The 17,215-nt window shown below is 65.3% G+C and carries 12 protein-coding genes; 8 read left to right on the forward strand and 4 right to left on the reverse strand.

Annotated elements, in window-relative coordinates; genetic code table 11:
- Positions 1 to 27 precede the first annotated feature (27 nt).
- From ACLB6G_RS06230 to ACLB6G_RS06240, 3 genes are all read left to right on the forward strand, one after another.
- The gene (locus ACLB6G_RS06230) at positions 28 to 495 is read left to right on the forward strand and encodes a peroxiredoxin (RefSeq protein ID WP_410355282.1); all 468 of its coding nucleotides are present in this window, start codon (positions 28 to 30) and stop codon (positions 493 to 495) included.
- Between the two features lie 12 nt (positions 496 to 507).
- On the forward strand, positions 508 to 1,326 hold the full coding sequence (locus tag ACLB6G_RS06235; protein ID WP_410355283.1) for a ferritin-like domain-containing protein: 819 nt from the start codon (positions 508 to 510) through the stop codon (positions 1,324 to 1,326).
- Positions 1,327 to 1,392: 66 nt separating this feature from the next.
- Positions 1,393 to 2,694, forward strand: coding sequence for a M23 family metallopeptidase (locus ACLB6G_RS06240; RefSeq protein WP_410355284.1), 1,302 nt, complete (start codon positions 1,393 to 1,395; stop codon positions 2,692 to 2,694).
- A 78-nt stretch (positions 2,695 to 2,772) separates the two neighbouring features.
- On the opposite strand, the gene prfB is transcribed toward ACLB6G_RS06240, so the two are convergent.
- The 3 genes from prfB to ACLB6G_RS06255 all read right to left on the reverse strand — a co-directional run bounded on the left by prfB (position 2,773) and on the right by ACLB6G_RS06255 (position 7,896).
- Positions 2,773 to 3,901, reverse strand: a protein-coding gene (gene prfB / locus ACLB6G_RS06245; protein WP_410355285.1) for a peptide chain release factor 2 whose coding sequence is annotated in 2 segments (ribosomal slippage) — positions 2,773 to 3,831 and positions 3,833 to 3,901 — 1,128 coding nt in all. Because the reading frame shifts where the segments join, the coding sequence is not laid out codon by codon here.
- A gap of 124 nt (positions 3,902 to 4,025) precedes the next feature.
- The gene (locus ACLB6G_RS06250; protein WP_410355286.1) at positions 4,026 to 6,506 is read right to left on the reverse strand and encodes a penicillin-binding protein 1A; all 2,481 of its coding nucleotides are present in this window, start codon (positions 6,504 to 6,506) and stop codon (positions 4,026 to 4,028) included.
- A 181-nt stretch (positions 6,507 to 6,687) separates the two neighbouring features.
- Positions 6,688 to 7,896, reverse strand: coding sequence for an N-acetylmuramoyl-L-alanine amidase (locus ACLB6G_RS06255; RefSeq protein ID WP_410355287.1), 1,209 nt, complete (start codon positions 7,894 to 7,896; stop codon positions 6,688 to 6,690).
- A gap of 614 nt (positions 7,897 to 8,510) precedes the next feature.
- On the opposite strand from ACLB6G_RS06255, the gene ACLB6G_RS06260 reads away from it, so the two are divergent.
- Positions 8,511 to 11,501, forward strand: coding sequence for an Rne/Rng family ribonuclease (locus tag ACLB6G_RS06260; RefSeq protein WP_410355288.1), 2,991 nt, complete (start codon positions 8,511 to 8,513; stop codon positions 11,499 to 11,501).
- Positions 11,502 to 11,620: 119 nt separating this feature from the next.
- Here the strand turns inward: ACLB6G_RS06260 and ACLB6G_RS06265 are convergent, their stop codons facing one another.
- Positions 11,621 to 12,769, reverse strand: a complete 1,149-nt coding sequence (locus ACLB6G_RS06265; protein WP_410355289.1) for a pyridoxal phosphate-dependent aminotransferase — start codon at positions 12,767 to 12,769, stop codon at positions 11,621 to 11,623.
- 166 nt (positions 12,770 to 12,935) lie between these two features.
- On the opposite strand from ACLB6G_RS06265, the gene ACLB6G_RS06270 reads away from it, so the two are divergent.
- From ACLB6G_RS06270 to accC, 4 genes are all read left to right on the forward strand, one after another.
- Positions 12,936 to 14,333: a M48 family metalloprotease gene (locus ACLB6G_RS06270; protein ID WP_410355290.1), complete on the forward strand. Its 1,398-nt coding sequence runs from the start codon at positions 12,936 to 12,938 to the stop codon at positions 14,331 to 14,333.
- 49 nt (positions 14,334 to 14,382) lie between these two features.
- A complete protein-coding gene (locus ACLB6G_RS06275; RefSeq protein ID WP_410355291.1) occupies positions 14,383 to 15,174 on the forward strand; it encodes a DsbA family protein in 792 nt (263 codons plus the stop codon).
- 197 nt (positions 15,175 to 15,371) lie between these two features.
- Positions 15,372 to 15,833 carry an acetyl-CoA carboxylase biotin carboxyl carrier protein gene (gene accB / locus ACLB6G_RS06280; RefSeq protein ID WP_410355292.1) on the forward strand — a complete coding sequence of 154 codons (462 nt, stop codon included), beginning with the start codon at positions 15,372 to 15,374 and terminating at the stop codon, positions 15,831 to 15,833.
- 6 nt (positions 15,834 to 15,839) lie between these two features.
- Entirely contained in the window at positions 15,840 to 17,192 is a 1,353-nt protein-coding gene (gene accC, locus ACLB6G_RS06285; RefSeq protein ID WP_410355293.1) for an acetyl-CoA carboxylase biotin carboxylase subunit, read from the forward strand.
- Positions 17,193 to 17,215 lie beyond the last annotated feature (23 nt).

Genomic DNA, 17,215 nt, shown 5'->3' on the forward strand with positions numbered 1-17,215 from the left:
TCCGTAAGATACAAGAAGGGCAATGATATGGCTGAACTCGAAGCGGGGCAGACGGCACCGGAATTCGACCTGCCGGCCGATGGCGGCGGCACGCTGAAGCTTTCCGACCTCAGGGGCAAGAAGGTCGCCCTGTTTTTCTACCCCAAGGACGATACCAGCGGCTGCACCGCCGAAGCCATTGATTTCACACGGCTCAAGGGCGATTTCGAGGCAGCCGGCACGGTTGTCGTCGGCATGTCGCCCGACAGCGCCAAGAAGCACGACAAGTTCAAGGCCAAGCACGACCTGACGGTCGCCCTCGTTTCCGACGAGGACAAGACGGTTCTTGAAGCCTACGGGGTGTGGGTGGAAAAGAGCATGTACGGGCGCAAATACATGGGCGTGGAGCGCTCCACCTTCCTGATCGGCGAGGACGGCTCGATCCTGCGCGTCTGGCGCAAGGTCAAGGTTCCCGGCCATGCCGAGGAGGTTCTCGCCGCGGCGAAAGCGGCCTGACGGCGTTTCGCCATGGCCGAAAGGATCGTCAGCCTGCGCGGCGGCTGTATCGCGGCGCTCAATGCCGCTTGCCTCGATGACAAGGTGCGGCTGACCCGTGACGTCCATGCGCGCTGGATGCAGCGCCGGCTGTCATTGCGCACGCCCGGCGATCCGCCGATCCCCGACAGGCCGGGCCGGCCGGAAAAGCCGGAACTGGTGGCGCCGAAACTGGTGCGCAAACGCTCCCTTTCCAGCGCCCGCGGCCGCATTGCGCTGATGCATGCGCTGGCCCATATCGAACTGAACGCCATCGACCTGGCGCTTGACATCGTGGCGCGCTTCACCAGCGAGGCGGTGCCGCGGTCCTTCTTCGACGGCTGGATGCGGGTGGCCTTCGAGGAAGCCAAGCATTTCAAGCTGTTGCGGGAACGGCTGCAATCGCTGGGAGCCGATTACGGCGACCTGCCGGCCCATGACGGACTGTGGCAGGCGGCCCACCAGACCCGCAACGACCTGCATGCGCGCCTCGCCATCGTCCCGCTGGTTCTGGAGGCGCGCGGGCTGGACGTGACGCCGTCGCTGCAGGAAAAGCTGCGCGAGGCGGGCGACGATGAAACGGCCGATATCCTTGAAATCATCTATACTGACGAGAAGGGCCATGTCGGGATCGGCGCCAAGTGGTTCCGCTTCTTCTGCGCGCGCGACGGGCACGACCCTGCCCGGCGGTTCCAGGACCTCGTGCGATCGAATTTCCGCGGCGAGGTGAAGCCCCCGTTCAATGTGCTCGCCCGCGCCGAAGCCGGACTCACACCCCTGTTCTATCAATCGCTTGCCTCGACATCCCGCTGAACCACCAACGCTTTGTTAACCCTAACGGCGCTTAAATGCATCCGCTTCGATTCAAGTGAAGAACGGATGGACAGGGCCGTGACTCCAGGCAAGCGTCAGAACCCGGTTTTCGGGAAACGCAAGGAACCGCATACAGTCATCATTGCCAGGGGCAATGAGGTGCGCCATTTCACGGTGCGGCCCTGGCTTGCCGCCACGCTGGGGTCACTGATGGCGGCAGCAGCGCTCGGCTATGTGCTGGCGACCACCTACCTGGTGCTGCGTGACGATCTTCTCAACGGCGCGGTGGCGCAGCAGGCGCGCCTGCAGCAAAGCTACGAGGACCGGATTTCGGCGCTGCGCACCCAGGTGGACCGCATCACCAGCCGCCAGTTGCTGGACCAGCAACTGATGGAAAACAAGGTCGCCGAACTGATCGAACGCCAGGAGGCCCTTGCCTCGCGGCACGGACGGCTCGGACCGTTGCTGGAACGGGCCAAGCGCGACGGCCTGTCGACGGGCTCGGTGCCCGTGCCCACGACCAGGCCAGCCGCCAAGCAGGCGCGGATCGGCGCCGAAACGCCGGAAAAGACGAGCCGGCTCGACCAGGCCGGCGCCTTGACGGCGCGATTCGCGGCCGCGTCCACGCTCGGTCCGGCAAGCCGGCCGGAGAACGAAAGCGCCGCGGACCGGGCAGACCGCCTTTTCGTCGACATCAACCGGTCGCTCAGGGCAATCGAGGACGAACAGATCTCACGGATCGCCACGCTGACGGCAAAGGCGCACCAGACCAGCGACCGGATCGCCGACGCCATGGACGCAGCCGGACTGAAGGACGTGTCCGAGGGCCATGATCGCGAAGGCGTGGGCGGACCGCTGGTGCCCGTGAGCGCCGCCACGGCCTTCGAAGCGCATGTGGACGAACTGGACAATGCGCTGGAACGGCTCGACAAGCTGAAGGCGCGCACAATGGTCTACCCGCTTGCCAATCCCCTGCCCGGCCAGCCGGTTTCCTCGCGCTTCGGTTACAGGCGGGACCCGATCATCGGCACCAAGGCGCTGCATGCGGGCATGGACTTCCGCGCTTCCGTCGGCATGCCCGTGCGCGCCACGGCAAGCGGCAAGGTGATCCGCGCTGGCTGGAATGGCGGCTATGGCCGCATGGTCGAGATCAGGCACGCCGACGGCTACACGACCCGCTACGCCCACATGAGCAAGTTGCTGGTCTCCAAGGGCGACATGGTGACCCGCGGAACGATCGTCGGCCGGTCCGGCAATTCGGGCCGCTCGACCGGTCCGCACCTCCATTACGAGGTGCGCCGCGACGGCCGGCCGGTCAATCCGCTGCAATATCTCAAGGCGGGCAGGAAAATCGCCGAGGCTCTCTGAGGGCCGCCTTCTTCCCAGGCACGAAAAAGGGCGGCCTTGAGCCGCCCTTGTCACTCTCCCGACCGGCCGCATTCGCGATCAGGCGATGTCCTCGACCTGCTGGCCGTCGCTCCCCTCGATCCTGGAGGCCAGCGCGGCTTCCATGAATTCATCGAGATTGCCGTTCAGCACATCGTCCGGGCTGGTGCTCTCGACGCCCGTACGCAGGTCCTTGACGAGCTGGTAGGGCTGCAGGACATACGACCGGATCTGGTGACCCCAGCCGATATCGGTCTTGGAATCGAAGGCGGACTGGGCCGCTTCCTCGCGTTTCTTCATCTCCAGGTCATAGAGACGCGCGCGCAGCGCCTTCATGGCGTTGGCGCGGTTCTGGTGCTGGGATTTCTCCGAAGACGTCACCACGATGCCGGTCGGCAGGTGCGTGATGCGTACCGCCGAATCGGTGGTGTTGACGTGCTGGCCTCCCGCGCCCGACGAGCGATAGGTATCGATGCGGATATCCTTGTCCTGGATCTCGATCTCGATGTTGTCGTCGATCACCGGATAGACACCGACCGAGGAGAAGGACGTGTGGCGGCGCGCATTGCTGTCATAGGGCGAGATACGGACCAGCCGGTGCACGCCCGATTCCGTCTTGAGCCAGCCATGGGCATTGTGGCCCTTGACCAGCAGCGTCGCACCCTTGATGCCGGCCTCTTCGCCATAGGCGATGTCCTGGACCTCGACCTTGAAGCCCTTGCGTTCGGCCCAGCGGGTATACATGCGCAACAGCATCTGCGCCCAGTCCTGGCTCTCCGTGCCGCCGGCGCCGGCATGGACTTCCAGAAAGGTGTCGGAGGCATCCATCTCGCCAGACAGCAGCGTCTCCACGCGGCGCTGGGCGACTTCGTCCTCCATGGCGCGCAAAGAGGCCTCGGCATCGCGGACGATCTCGGCATCGCCCTCCTCCTCGCCCATGGCGATGAGTTCGACATTGTCGTCGAGCGATTGCTGCAGGCGCTTGATGGCCTCGATATTGTCCTCGAGACCCTGGCGCTCGCGCATCAGCTTCTGTGCTTCCTGCGGATCGTTCCACAGGTCGGGATCTTCAGACAGGGAGTTGAGGTATCCCAGACGTTTTACAGCCTGATCCCAGTCAAAGATGCCTCCTCAGCAGGCTTATGGCCTGCCTGAGTTCATCGACGAGATTCTGCGTTTCGGCACGCATGTCTTTTCCGTTCCATCATTTCTCGGGTTTCGAAACGGCGCGGACCATAGGAATGGCGATCCGCGCTGTAAAGGGAAAAGGCGGGCAGGCAGCCCGCCCAAATGCCGCGATCCGGTGCGCGGGGTCAGTAAAGGCCGCCCGCACCGCCTGAAATCGCACGGCTGGCCTGCGGTGAAATCGCCTTGGCGCGTTCCTGCACGGCGATGTTCTCCATGCCGATGACAGAGTAGCTGTCGGCGGGACCTGTGCCGGGCTTGAAGGCTTCCATGATGACACCGGGGCCTTCGCCACCTGCGCGCATGCCGGTCTTGCGGTCGATGGCGATGAGGTTCATGCCCTCGGGGATCTGGAATTCCAAGGGCGGCTTGTCCTTCAGCACTTCCGCCATGAATTCGGTGAAGACAGGCGCGGCAAGGCCGCCGCCAGTGGAGCCGTGCCCCATGGGACGCGGCGTGTCGAAACCCATGTAAAGCCCCACCACCAGATCGGGCGTGTAGCCGACGAACCAGGCATCCTTCTCGTCGTTCGTCGTGCCGGTCTTGCCGGCGACGGGACGCTCCAGCCTGGACACGGTGACGGCGGTGCCGCGCTGCACCACGCCCTGCATCATGGAGGTGATCTGGTAGGCCGTCATCGGATCGAGCACCTGCTCGCGATTGTCGATCAGATCGGGTTCGGGCTGGTTCACCCAGCTTGTCGCCGCGCAGCCCTCGCAGAGGCGTTCGTCATGCTTGTAGACGGTCTTGCCGTAGCGGTCCTGGATCCGGTCGATCAGCGACGGTTTGATCTGCTTGCCGCCGTTGGCCATGATCGCATAGGCCGACACCATGCGCATGACGGTTGTCTCGCCCGAACCCAGCGACATGGCAAGGACCTTCGACATGTTGTCGTAGACACCGAAGCGCTCGGCATATTCGGCGACGAGATTCATGCCCATGTCCTTGGCAAGGCGCACGGTCATGAGATTGCGCGACTTCTCGATGCCAAGGCGCAAGGTGGACGGCCCGGCAAAGCCGCCGCCGTAATTCTTGGGCTCCCAGACGTCGTTGCCGACCCGGATCGAGATGGGGCCATCCATCACCACGGATGCCGGCGTGTAGCCATTGTCCAGCGCGGCCGCATAGATGATCGGCTTGAAGGCGGAACCGGGCTGGCGCTTGGCCTGGGTGGCGCGGTTGAATTCCGATTCGGCGAAGGAGAACCCGCCGACCATGGCCAGCACACGGCCCGTATGCGGGTCCATCGCCACCATGCCGCCTTCGATCTCGGGCGGCTGGCGCAGCTTGTAGCCGCCTTCTCCCTCGCCCTCGCCTTCCGCTGTGTCGGACCCGGCCTTTTCCACGAAGACGACGTCGCCCGGCTGAAGGACATCGGCAGGCGACTTCGCCTTCACCGTCTTGCCATCCTTCTTGTAGCGCATCGCCCATTGCATGTTCTTCTGCGAGACGAAACCGCGCTTTCGATCCGGCGAAATCTCGCCGGACACCTCTTTTTCGGGCTGAAGCCCTATGTCCAGCCCGTCCTCGCCGGCGGCAAGGACAACGGCGACCTGCCATTCGGGCACGTCGTAAAGGCCCTCCACTTCCGAGAGGGCGACGCCCCAGTCGCCGGCAATGTCGATCCTGCCAGCCGGCCCGCGATAGCCGCGCAGCATGTCGTAATTCATCAGGCCGTTCTGCAGGGCCTTGCGGGCGACGACCTGCATCTTCGGGTCGATCGTGGTACGCACCGAGAGGCCGCCCTCATAGAGCGCGTCGACGCCGTAACGGTCGATGATCTCGCGGCGGACTTCCTCGGTGAAGTATTCGCCCGCGAACATGTAGGTGCCGGACCGGCGCGGCTTGACGCCAAGCGGCTTGGCCGAGGCATCCGCGGCTTCCTCGGCGGTGAGATAGCCGTTCTCGCGCATCTGGCCGATGACCCAGTTGCGGCGTTCCAGGGCGCGCTCGGTGTGGCGGAACGGATGGTAGTTGTTGGGGCCCTTGGGCAGGGCCGCAAGATAGGCGGCCTCGTGCGTTTCAAGTTCGTTGACCGACTTGTCGAAATAGGTCAGCGCCGCGCCGGCGATGCCATAGGCACCGAAGCCGAAGAAGATCTCGTTGAGATAGAGTTCGAGGATGCGGTCCTTGGTGAAGGCCTGTTCGATCCGGAGCGCGAGGATGGCCTCGCGAATCTTGCGGTCATAGGTCTGGCGCGACGTCAGGAGGAAGTTCTTGGCCACCTGCTGGGTGATCGTCGAGGCGCCGACGGGGCGCGCGCCGGAGCCCATGTTGCGGATATTGGTAATGACCGCCCGGGTCAGGCCGTAGATGTCGATGCCGGGATGGGAATAGAAATTCTTGTCCTCGGCTGACAGAAACGCCGCCTTGACGCGATCGGGAACCGCCTTGATCGGCAGGAACAGGCGCCGTTCGCGCGCATATTCGGCCATCAGGACGCCGTCGGAAGCATGGACGCGCGTGGTAACCGGCGGCTCGTATTTCGCCAGGACCTCGTAGTCCGGCAGGTCCTTGGCCAGGTCGCCGACATAGATGGCCACGCCTGCTGCAACGAGAAGAGCCAGGGCGATCCCTATGCCAAAGAAATATCCAATCAGCCTGAGCATGTGTCGTTCCGGGGTCCTTGCATCATGGCCGACGCAGCCGACCTGTCACCTGTCCGATTCCCTTGCCCGGCGGATGTGGGCAAATTGCGGCGACCGGGCATTTGCGGCGCAGCATAGCGAAATTCAAGCCATTTTCCCATACGTCCGGCGCCGCCGGGATATCCAGCCCCCGGGCCGCGCCTCACCCGCCCTCCGGGCCACGGGCGGCGGCAAAAAGCGACACGGCCGAAACGATGCTCCGCGCGGCCTTCTCCCGCCACTGCGGATCCCGCATCAGCTTCTCGTCCTTGCTGTTGGAGAGGTAGCCGAGTTCCAGCAGGACGGACGGCATGTCATGGGCCGTAAGCACCCTGAAACCCGCCGAACGGTGCGGATTCTTGATCAGTTCGACCTCTTCCGACAGTTCCCCGACCAGCGTGCGGGCAAAGCGGACAGAAAAGGCCTGCGTCTCGCGGCGCACCAGATCGAGCAGGATGTCGGCAACATCCGTGTCACGCTCCGGCAACTCGATGCCCGCGATGGCGTCGGCCAGGTTCTCGGTCTCGGCAATGGCGGCGGCGATGTTGTCGGATGCCTTTTCGGACAAGGTGTAAACGGTGGCGCCGCGCACATAGCCGTAGCGAATCGTGTCGGCATGGATCGACATGAACAGGTCGGCCTCGTTCTGGCGGCCGATTCGCACCCTTTCGTCGAGGCGGAGGAACTTGTCGCTGTCACGGGTCATCACGACGCGGAAGCGGCCGGTTTCCTCCAGGAGCTTGCGCAGTTCGAGGGCGAAGGCCAGCGTGATCGTCTTCTCGCGCGTTCCGTGCAGGCCCTCCGCGCCGCCGTCGATGCCGCCATGCCCCGGATCGAGGACGATGGTGAACCTGCCATCGCCCTCGGACCGGTTGGCTTCGAGCCGGTCGGTTTTCGGCGTCGAGCGGGATGGAGCCAGCAAGGCGGGCTGGGATGCGAGCGCCGCCTCGAATTCGCCGGGCGTGGCCCTGACGATATCGGCCACCATACGCCAGGTGCCGTCCTCGCCGGATTTGACGGTTTCAAGACGCTCAACGCGGAAGGGGCCGGTGAACTGCAGGATCATGCGCGCACGCCCCTCTCCCAGGTCACCGTAGCGCACGCCCTCGATCATGCCGGCGGGGGCTGTGTTTTCCTCAGAGAAGCGAAAGCGGGTTTCCGGAAAGTCGATGACAAGGCGGTGCGGCTGGCGCCGAAGCGACCAGCGTGGCGCGGTCTCGCGGTCGAAACGCATGATCACGCGCATCCGGCTGTCGTCTCCGACCATGGAGAGATCGTATGCGAGCAAGGCATCTTCGGCGGCAACCGACGGGCGGGCAAACTGGACTGCGAGCACAAGGGCCAGCACCAGCAGCGGCGCCAGGGCACGCACCCATCTCGTTCCTGCCGTTCCTGGCACGCTGGCGGACTCCCGTCGTGCGCGTTCCGATTCGCAAATGTTTGCTAACCCCATATGGTTAATCAAGTCCTGCTGAGGGATGAATGCGGCTCTTTCACGTCGAGGGTTGCCACGAACCCCGCCAGGACATAAAAGCGGAAATGGAGCAGTCCGGGAATCTGGCGACGCCCAGGCACGAAATCCACCTTGTCCCCGCGGACGTGGAAAAGGGCCGGCGGAACCGCCAGGGCAATGAAACGCCTCCGGCGGCGCTCCAAGAAGGATTTCTTCAAGGTCACCGACGACCGGGGCCTTTGTGTGAGGAAAACGGCCGGGTCGGCTCAACCCGCGCCGATGTTTCAAGAGCAAGGACGGGTGCGGATCCATCCGCATCCACAGTGTAATGGACCGAAATGACAAGGTGATGGCGCCAAACGCACGAATTCCTGGCTCCTCGAGTATCCGCGCTTCTGAAGCCGCGGACGGGGTCCGGCATGCGTCGCCCGCCTTGGCCATGACGGCAATCAACAAATCAGGCAGATCCACTTCCGGCCCGGCAGCGCCCGTGCGGCCACCAGCCCGGAGCCGATCTGTCCCAGGGACTTTCCATGGCCAACAAAATGCTTATCGACTCCTCCCACCCGGAGGAAACGCGGGTGGTTGTCACCCGCGGTAACCGCATCGAAGAATTCGATTTCGAATCACAGGACAAGAAGCAGCTCAAGGGCAATATCTATCTGGCGCGGGTCACCCGCGTGGAACCTTCGCTGCAGGCCGCCTTCGTGGAATATGGCGGCAACCGCCACGGCTTCCTGGCCTTCTCCGAAATTCATCCCGACTATTACCAGATCCCCGTTGCCGACCGGCAGGCCCTGCTTCGCGACGAGGCCGAAGCGGCGCGCCGCGAAGACGAGGACGAGGACGAGGAACAGGCCGGGCGCAACAGCCGCGGGCGCGGCCGTCGCAGGCGCGGCGGACGCGGATCCGAGAAGGTGGCGAAGGCGCGCGCATCCGACGTGAAGAAACACGAGGGCGAGACCGAAGGCGAGGATCCGGCGCAGGTTGCCGCGCTGGCGGCCAATGCCGACGCCAATGTCGTTTCGGAGGACGCCGACCTTTCGGCACCGCAATTCGGCGACGACCTGGAGGCCGACCAGCAGGAAGCGGACGCCCGGGCTGATGCCGGCGCCGGCGAAACGGACAGCGACGACGCTGCCGGCGACGAGGCGAACGGCGACGAAACCAACGGCGACGACGACGTCAATGGCGACGGCGAGGATGCCGGGGTCGAGATGGTCGGTGCCGACGACGCCATGGACGAGGCGGCCTTGCGCCGTCGCGCCCCGCGCCGCAACTACAAGATCCAGGAGGTGATCAAGCGCCGCCAGATCCTGCTGGTGCAGGTGGTCAAGGAAGAGCGCGGCAACAAGGGCGCGGCGCTGACGACCTATCTGTCGCTGGCCGGGCGTTATTCGGTGCTGATGCCGAACACGGCGCGTGGCGGCGGGATTTCCCGCAAGATCACCAATGTCACCGACCGCAAGCGGCTCAAGGACATCGTCAAGGACCTGGACGTGCCGGAAGGCATGGGCGTCATCCTGCGCACCGCGGGCGCCAACCGCACCAAGCCGGAAATCAAGCGCGACTACGAATACCTGATGCGCATGTGGGAGCAGGTGCGCAGCCTGACGCTCCAGTCCACCGCCCCTGCCCTCGTCTACGAGGAAGGCAGCCTCATCAAGCGGTCGGTGCGCGATCTCTACAACAAGGACATCGATGAAATCCTCGTGGCGGGCGAGACCGGCTACCGCGAGGCCAAGGACTTCATGCGCATGCTCATGCCGAGCCATGCCAAGGTGGTGCAGCCCTATCGCGACCCGACGCCGATGTATGTGCGCTACGGCGTGGAGGCCCAGCTCGACCGGATGCTCCAGCCGCAGGTGACGCTGAAGTCGGGCGGCTACCTGATCATCAACCAGACCGAGGCGCTGGTGGCCATCGACGTCAACTCGGGGCGCTCCACCAAGGAGCATTCCATCGAGGACACCGCGCTGCAGACCAACCTCGAGGCCGCCGAGGAAGTGGCGCGGCAGTTGCGCCTGCGCGACATGGCCGGATTGATCGTCATCGACTTCATCGACATGGAGGAGAAGCGCAACAACCGTTCGGTCGAAAAGCGGCTGAAGGACTGCCTGCGCAATGACCGCGCCCGCATCCAGGTCGGGCGCATCTCGCCCTTCGGCCTGCTGGAGATGTCGCGCCAGCGCATCCGCGCGTCGGTGCTGGAAAGCACGATGCAGACCTGCCCGCACTGCGGCGGCACCGGTCACGTGCGCTCCGACTCCTCCGTCGCGCTCTATGTCCTGCGCGCCATCGAGGAATACCTGACCAAGGACGCGCGCAACAACATCACGGTGCGCACGCCCATCGCCACGGCGCTCTACATCCTCAACCAGAAGCGGGCCACACTGATGGACCTGGAAGCCCGCTTCGGGCTGACCGTCACCGTCGAGGGCGACGATACGGTGGGCACGAAACTGGTGGAGATCGATCGCGGCTCCGCGGCGGCCGGAACACCGACCGCCGTCGTCCCGGCCCTCGCGCCGGATCTGGCCGAAGAAGAGGCGATCGACGACATGGTCGCGGAGGAAAGCGAGACCGCGACCGAGGAAACAGGCGACAAGGACGATGACGGCGGCCGCCGCAAGCGGCGGCGCAGGCGGCGCCGGCGCGGCGGGCGTGACCGCGACGGAGACATGCAGCATGCCGACGGCGAGTCCGACGGCGAGGACGGTGACGAGACCGGCGCGGAAGATGACTCCGACACGGCCGAGGGCTCGGGCGACGACGACACCGCCGGGGAGCAGGACGACGGCGCAGAACGCCGCAAGCGCCGGCGTGGCAAGCGTGGCGGACGCCGCAACCGCCGTGGCGAGGGCGAGGGGCCGGAATCCGGATCGTCTGACGAAGGCGATGACGCGGCGGACGAAACGCCGGCCGCCGGGGAAGCCCCTGCGGTGAGCGCCATGAGCGACGCCGACGCGGCTGCGGCAGTCGAAGGCACGGCGCAGCCGGAAGAAGCCGCACCGGAACCATCCGCCGAGGAAGAGGCGCCGGCCAAGCCGAAGCGCCGCAGCCGCGCCAAGAAGGCCAAGACGGAAGCGGCTGATGAAGGTGCCGGCACCGATGCCAAGGCCGACGAGGCCGCTGCAAAGGAAGAAAAGCCCAAGCCCAAGCGCCGGTCGCGCAAGAAGGCCGACGCGGAAAAAGAAGTGACGGCCGAGGACACGGCACCCGCGGATGCCCCGACGGTGGAAGCCGTGGCGGACCTGGCGCAGGAAGCGCTTGCCGGCGACGGGACCGAGGGCGAGGACGCGAAGGCAGAGGAAGCGAACGCAGAGGCTGCGAAACCCGCCGCCGCGTCCGAGGAAGAGCCTAGGTCCGCCGAGGGTGGCGAGAGCGGGGAAACGGCGAATACCGACCGTTCGGCCCGCACCGCCCCGGTCGCGTCCGAGCCGGTCGTGACGTCGGCCAGCAAGGACAGCGACGAAGCCAAGCCGCGCAAGGCCGGATGGTGGCAGCGCAAGGGTTTCTTCTGATCCCGTCAAAAGCCTGTTTCTGACGAAAAAGCCCGGTGTTCGCCGGGCTTTTTCATGTCATGCGTCAACAGCATCGCAGCGCCGGAGCCGGGCGCAAGGCCGGACGGGATCCTGACCGGTCAGGCGAGCCAGCGTTCCAGCCGGCGCACCGCCTCCGCCATGTCGTCCGTTGTTCCGGCATAGGAGAAGCGCATGGTGCGCGGCCCCTGCACCGGATCGAAATCGAGGCCCGGGGTCGCCGCCACATGGGCTTCCTCCAGCATCGCGCGGGCAAAGGCCATGGAATCGTTGGTGTAGCGGGTCACGTCGCAATAGGCATAGAAGGCACCGTCCATGGGTGCGGACAGCGGCAGGCCAAAGCGCGGCAGCGCTTCCATGAGCAGCGCGCGACTTGTCGCGTAGCGCGCCTTGACGCGTTCCAGTTCCGCGGTGGCTTCGAACGCTTCCACGGCGGCGATCTGCGACAGTTCCGGCGCCGAGATGTAAAGGCTCTGGCCGATCCGCTCGATGGGACGGACCAGGGCCTCGGGCAAGACCATCCAGCCAATGCGCCAGCCGGTCATGCAGTAGTATTTCGAGAATGAATTGATGACCGTTATGCCGTTGTCGAGGGCCAGCGCGGTCGTATCCGGTCCGGAAAAGTTGAGCCGGTGATAGATCTCGTCGGAAATGAGCGCGATCCCGAGATCGCGCGCTGTCGCGGCGATCGCCTTCAGCTCGGCGTCGGGAATGACCGCTCCGGTGGGGTTGGCGGGGCTTGCGAAGAGCACCCCGGCCAGCGGTCCCTGGCGATGGGCCGCCTCCACCTGCGCCGCCTTCAGGTAACCGTCGGCGTCGAGCGGGATTTCGACGACGGCCAATCCGAGCGCCTTGAGGATGTTGCGGTAGGCCGGGTAACCGGGCGCAGTGATCGCGACGCGGTCACCCGGATCGAACATGGCCAGGAAGGCGAGATTGAAGGCGGCGGAGGAACCCGTCGTGACGGCGATCCGGTCCGGGGAGACAGCCACGCCATAGTGGTCTTCGTAGTGGGCGGCGATGGCGTCGCGCAGCGCGAGGCGGCCAAGCGCATCGGTATAACCGATCCGGCCATCGGTCAGGGCGCGTGCCGCGGCTTCACGCACGGCCTGCGGTGCAGGATCGCCGGGTTGACCGACCGCCATGGAAATCACGGGAACGCCGCGCGCCTTCATGCGATTGGCTGCCGCCAGCACGTCCATCGCGTGAAAGGGCTCCACGGCGCTCCGCCTGGAAACATGTGTCTTCATCCCTGCCGGTCTCCTGCGCTCGACAATCGTGGCTGTCGCTGGCGCGTGACGCCGCGCCTCTTGTCCGGCCGCACAAATGCCCGATTGATGTGGCGATCACAAGTTGATGATTTGGAACCGATGCGGGTTTCCAACCCGTTTGCAGTCGAGTAGCCCTAGGGATGTCATGACTTTCAGATCAGCCACAACCATGTTTCGCCGGTTCACGCTGAAGGCCACCGCCCTTCTGGCGGCGGCGGGCATCGCCGCCACCCAGGCCGCGGCGCCTGCGCTTGCGCAGTCACGCGTGCCCATCGTCAGGGATGCCGAAATCGAGGCGCTGGTGCGCGACTACGCGCGGCCGATCCTCAAGGCCGCCGGTCTTTCGAAATCCGGCGTCGAAATCATCCTCGTCAACGACAGTTCCTTCAATGCCTTCGTGACTGGCCGGCGCCTTTTCATCAATACCGGCGCGCTGATGATCGCCGAAACGCCGAACGAGATCATCGGTGTGCTGGCCCATGAGGCCGGACACATTGCCGGCGGCCACCAGGAGCGGCTGCGCCAGCAGATCGAGCGCGCCCAGACGCTCGCCGTGGTCGGTTCGCTGCTCGGCATCGGCGCCATGGCAGCCGGCGCGGCGACGAACAGCCGGGGCCTTGCGGGCGCGGGAAGCGGCATCGCGATGGGATCGGGCGAACTGGCGCGGCGCGGCCTGCTGGCCTACCAGCGCGGCGAGGAGGCGACCGCCGACCGTTCCGCACTCGACTACCTGGAAGCCATGGGCCAGTCGGCGCAGGGGATGATCGACACCTTCCAACGCTTTGCCAGCGCGCTTTCGCTGACGGGTTCGCGTATCGACCCCTACCTCGCCAGCCATCCCATGCCGCGCGACCGGATCGCGCTGCTGGCGGAGCGGGCGAAGCAGAGCAAGTACTGGAACCGGGCCGACCCGCCCGAACTCCAGGAACGCCATGACATGGCGCGGGTGAAGATCGCGGCCTACACGGAAGGCCCGGGCGCGGTTGCGCGCATCAGCCGGTCGTTGCGCACCCCGATCGCCGCCGAATACGGGCTTGCGCTCAACACCTATCTCAACGGCAATCCGCGCACTGCGGTCCAGCGCGCCGAGGCGCTCGTGGCGAAACGCTCGCGCAATGCCTACTTCCGCGAGTTGCTGGGCGACGCGCTGATGAAGGCGAACAGGCCGGCGGAGGCAGCGGCGGCCTACGGGACGGCGGCAAAGCTTGGCGGCGGATCGCCGCTGCTGCTGATCGCACGCGGCCAGGCGCTGATCGCGACGGGAAAGCGCGATTCGATGCGCGAAGCCATCACCATGATCCGCAAGGGTCTGGCCGTCGACCCGACCAATGCCGGAGCGTACCGGTTCCTGGCGCAGGCGCACGGCGCGCTTGGCGAAATCGGCGAGGCGGAACTGGCGTCGGCGGAAGGCAATTTCCACACCGGCAACATCCGCGAGGCGCGGATCTTCGCCGCTCGGGCCCAGCAGAAGCTCAAGCGGGGCTCGCCGGCCTGGCAACGGGCGCAGGACATCATCGATTCGCCCCGGAACAAGAAAAACTGACCGATATCCCGGCGCCGTGCCGCCCATTCATGACAAGGAAACGAACCACATGATCCGATCCGCCGCCCTTCCCCGCACCCTCGTACACACGCTTGTCGCGGCGGGTGTCGCCCTATCCGTATCGCTGCCGGTCCGGGCGGTCGCGGAGGACATGACGATTTCCGACGCCAACCGGAAGGAGATCGAATCCATCATCCGGTCCTACCTGATCGAGAATCCGGAGGTCCTGATCGAGGCGCAGCAGGCGCTGGAAGAAAAGCAGGCAGCCGAGCAGCGCAACCTCCAGCGCGCCGTGATCAGCGCGGCGGGCGACGATCTCTTCGATTCAAAGCACGACGGCCTGATCGGCAATCCGCAAGGCTCGGTGACGATCGTCGAGTTCTTCGACTACAATTGCGGCTACTGCAAGCGGGCCCTCGACGACATGCAGGCCATGGTGGAAGCGGACAAGGACCTGCGCTTCGTGCTCAAGGAGTTCCCGATCCTGGGCGAGGATTCGCAGAAGGCGCACATCGTCTCGCAGGCGCTCATCAACATCGCGCCCGACAAATATCCCGAATTCCACCAGCAGCTTCTCAGCTCGCGCGGGCGCGCGACCGAGGACAAGGCCATCGAGATCGCCACCGGCATGGGGATCGACGAGGCCGCGTTGCGCGACGCCATGAAGGACCCGCAGATCATCGCCACCTTCCGCAAGACCTATGACCTGGCCAACAAGCTGTCGATCACCGGGACGCCGTCCTATGTCCTGGGTGACGAGGTGGTGTTCGGCGCGCTCGGCCAGGACGTGCTGACGGCCAAGGTGGAAAACCTGCGCGCCTGCAACAGCACGGAGTGCTGACGGGCCGGCGGCGGACGGCAATCGGCTGTGGAGAACAAAACTTGCCGCTTGCGGTCTTTTCGTGCGCGGCTATCCGCTTTATAGAGACGCGCGGCTTGCCGGCGGGGACCACTTCGTGTGAGGCCCGGCTGGCGCAGAACCGCAGACAGCCGGCGCGCGGCGCGGCTGGCTGAACGCTTCAAGAAGGACAATAGCGCATGGCTTCCAAATCCTCGGGCATCGACCAGCAGCTTATCCGCGATCTCGCCGAGATCCTGAACGAAACGAACCTGTCGGAAATCGAGGTCGAGCAGGACGACTTGCGCGTGCGCGTTTCCCGCCAGATGGCGGCCCAGCCCATCATCCACGCCCAGGCTCCGGCGGCAGCCGCCGCCCCGGCACAGGCCGCTCCGGCAGCGGCAGCACCGGACAAGCCGACCGACAACAAGAACGCGGTTCCCTCCCCGATGGTCGGCACGGTCTACATGGCGCCCGCGCCGGGCGCCAAGGCCTTCATCGAAGTGGGGCAGAGCGTGAAACAGGGCCAGACCCTGCTGATCGTGGAAGCGATGAAGACGATGAACCAGATCCCCTCGCCGCGTTCCGGCACCATCACCGCCATCCTTGTCGAGGATTCCCAGCCCGTCGAGTTCGGCGAGCCGCTCGTCATCATCGAGTAAGCGGCCATGTTCAACAAGATCCTCATAGCCAATCGCGGCGAGATTGCCCTGCGTGTCCTGCGCGCAGCCAAGGAGCTTGGCATTTCAACCGTCGCTGTCCATTCGACGGCCGACGCGGATGCCATGCATGTGCGCCTTGCCGACGAGAGCGTGTGCATCGGGCCCCCGCCCTCGCGCGATTCCTATCTCAACATCCACCAGATCGTGGCGGCCTGCGAGATCACCGGCGCCGACGCCATCCATCCGGGCTACGGATTCCTTTCTGAAAACGCGAAGTTCGCGGACATTCTTGAAGCCCACAACATCACCTTCATCGGCCCCAAGGCGGACCATATCCGCATCATGGGCGACAAGATCGAGGCCAAGCGGACCGCCAAGCGGCTCGGCATTCCGGTCGTTCCCGGCTCCGACGGCGCGGTCACGGAAGAGGCGGACGCCCGGCGCATCGCCGCCGACATCGGCTATCCGGTCATCATCAAGGCCTCGGCCGGCGGCGGCGGGCGCGGCATGAAGGTGGCGCGTTCGGAGGACGATCTGCTCGTGGCGCTGCAGACGGCGCGTTCGGAAGCCGGCGCCGCCTTTGGCGACGACGCGGTCTATATCGAGAAATACCTGGAAAAGCCGCGCCATATCGAGGTGCAGGTGGTGGGCGACGGCATGGGTCAGGGCGTTCATCTCGGCGAACGCGACTGCTCGCTCCAGCGCCGCCACCAGAAGGTCTGGGAAGAGGCCAATTCGCCGGCGCTCAACGAAGCCGAGCGCGAGCGCATCGGGGCAATCTGCGCCAATGCCATCGCCGAGATGAGCTATTCGGGCGCGGGCACCATCGAGTTTCTGTACGAGAACGGCGAATTCTACTTCATCGAGATGAACACCCGCCTGCAGGTGGAGCATCCCGTTACCGAAGCCATTACGGGCATCGACCTCGTTCATGAGCAGATCCGCGTGGCTTCCGGCGGCGGGCTTTCGGTCCGGCAGGAGGAAATCCGCTTCTCCGGCCATGCCATCGAGTGCCGCATCAATGCCGAGGATCCGCTGACCTTCACGCCCTCGCCTGGCGTCATCACGCATTTCCACACGCCCGGCGGCCTCGGTGTGCGCGTCGATTCCGGCGTCTATTCGGGTTACAAGATCCCGCCCTTCTATGACAGCCTGATCGGCAAGCTGATCGTGCACGGCCGCAACCGGGTGGAGTGCATGATGCGCCTGCGCCGCGCGCTGGACGAGTTCGTCGTGGACGGGATCAACAGCACGCTGCCGCTCTTCCGCGATCTGGTGACCAATCCGGACATCGCAAACGGCGACTATGATATTCACTGGCTCGAAAAATACCTGGCCACCAAGACCAGTGTGGCTTGATCGCCGGCATCACGCGCGGGTGA

The sequence above is a fragment of the Zhengella sedimenti genome (genome assembly GCF_046506625.1).
Taxonomy (GTDB): Bacteria; Pseudomonadota; Alphaproteobacteria; order Rhizobiales; family Rhizobiaceae; genus Zhengella; species Zhengella sedimenti.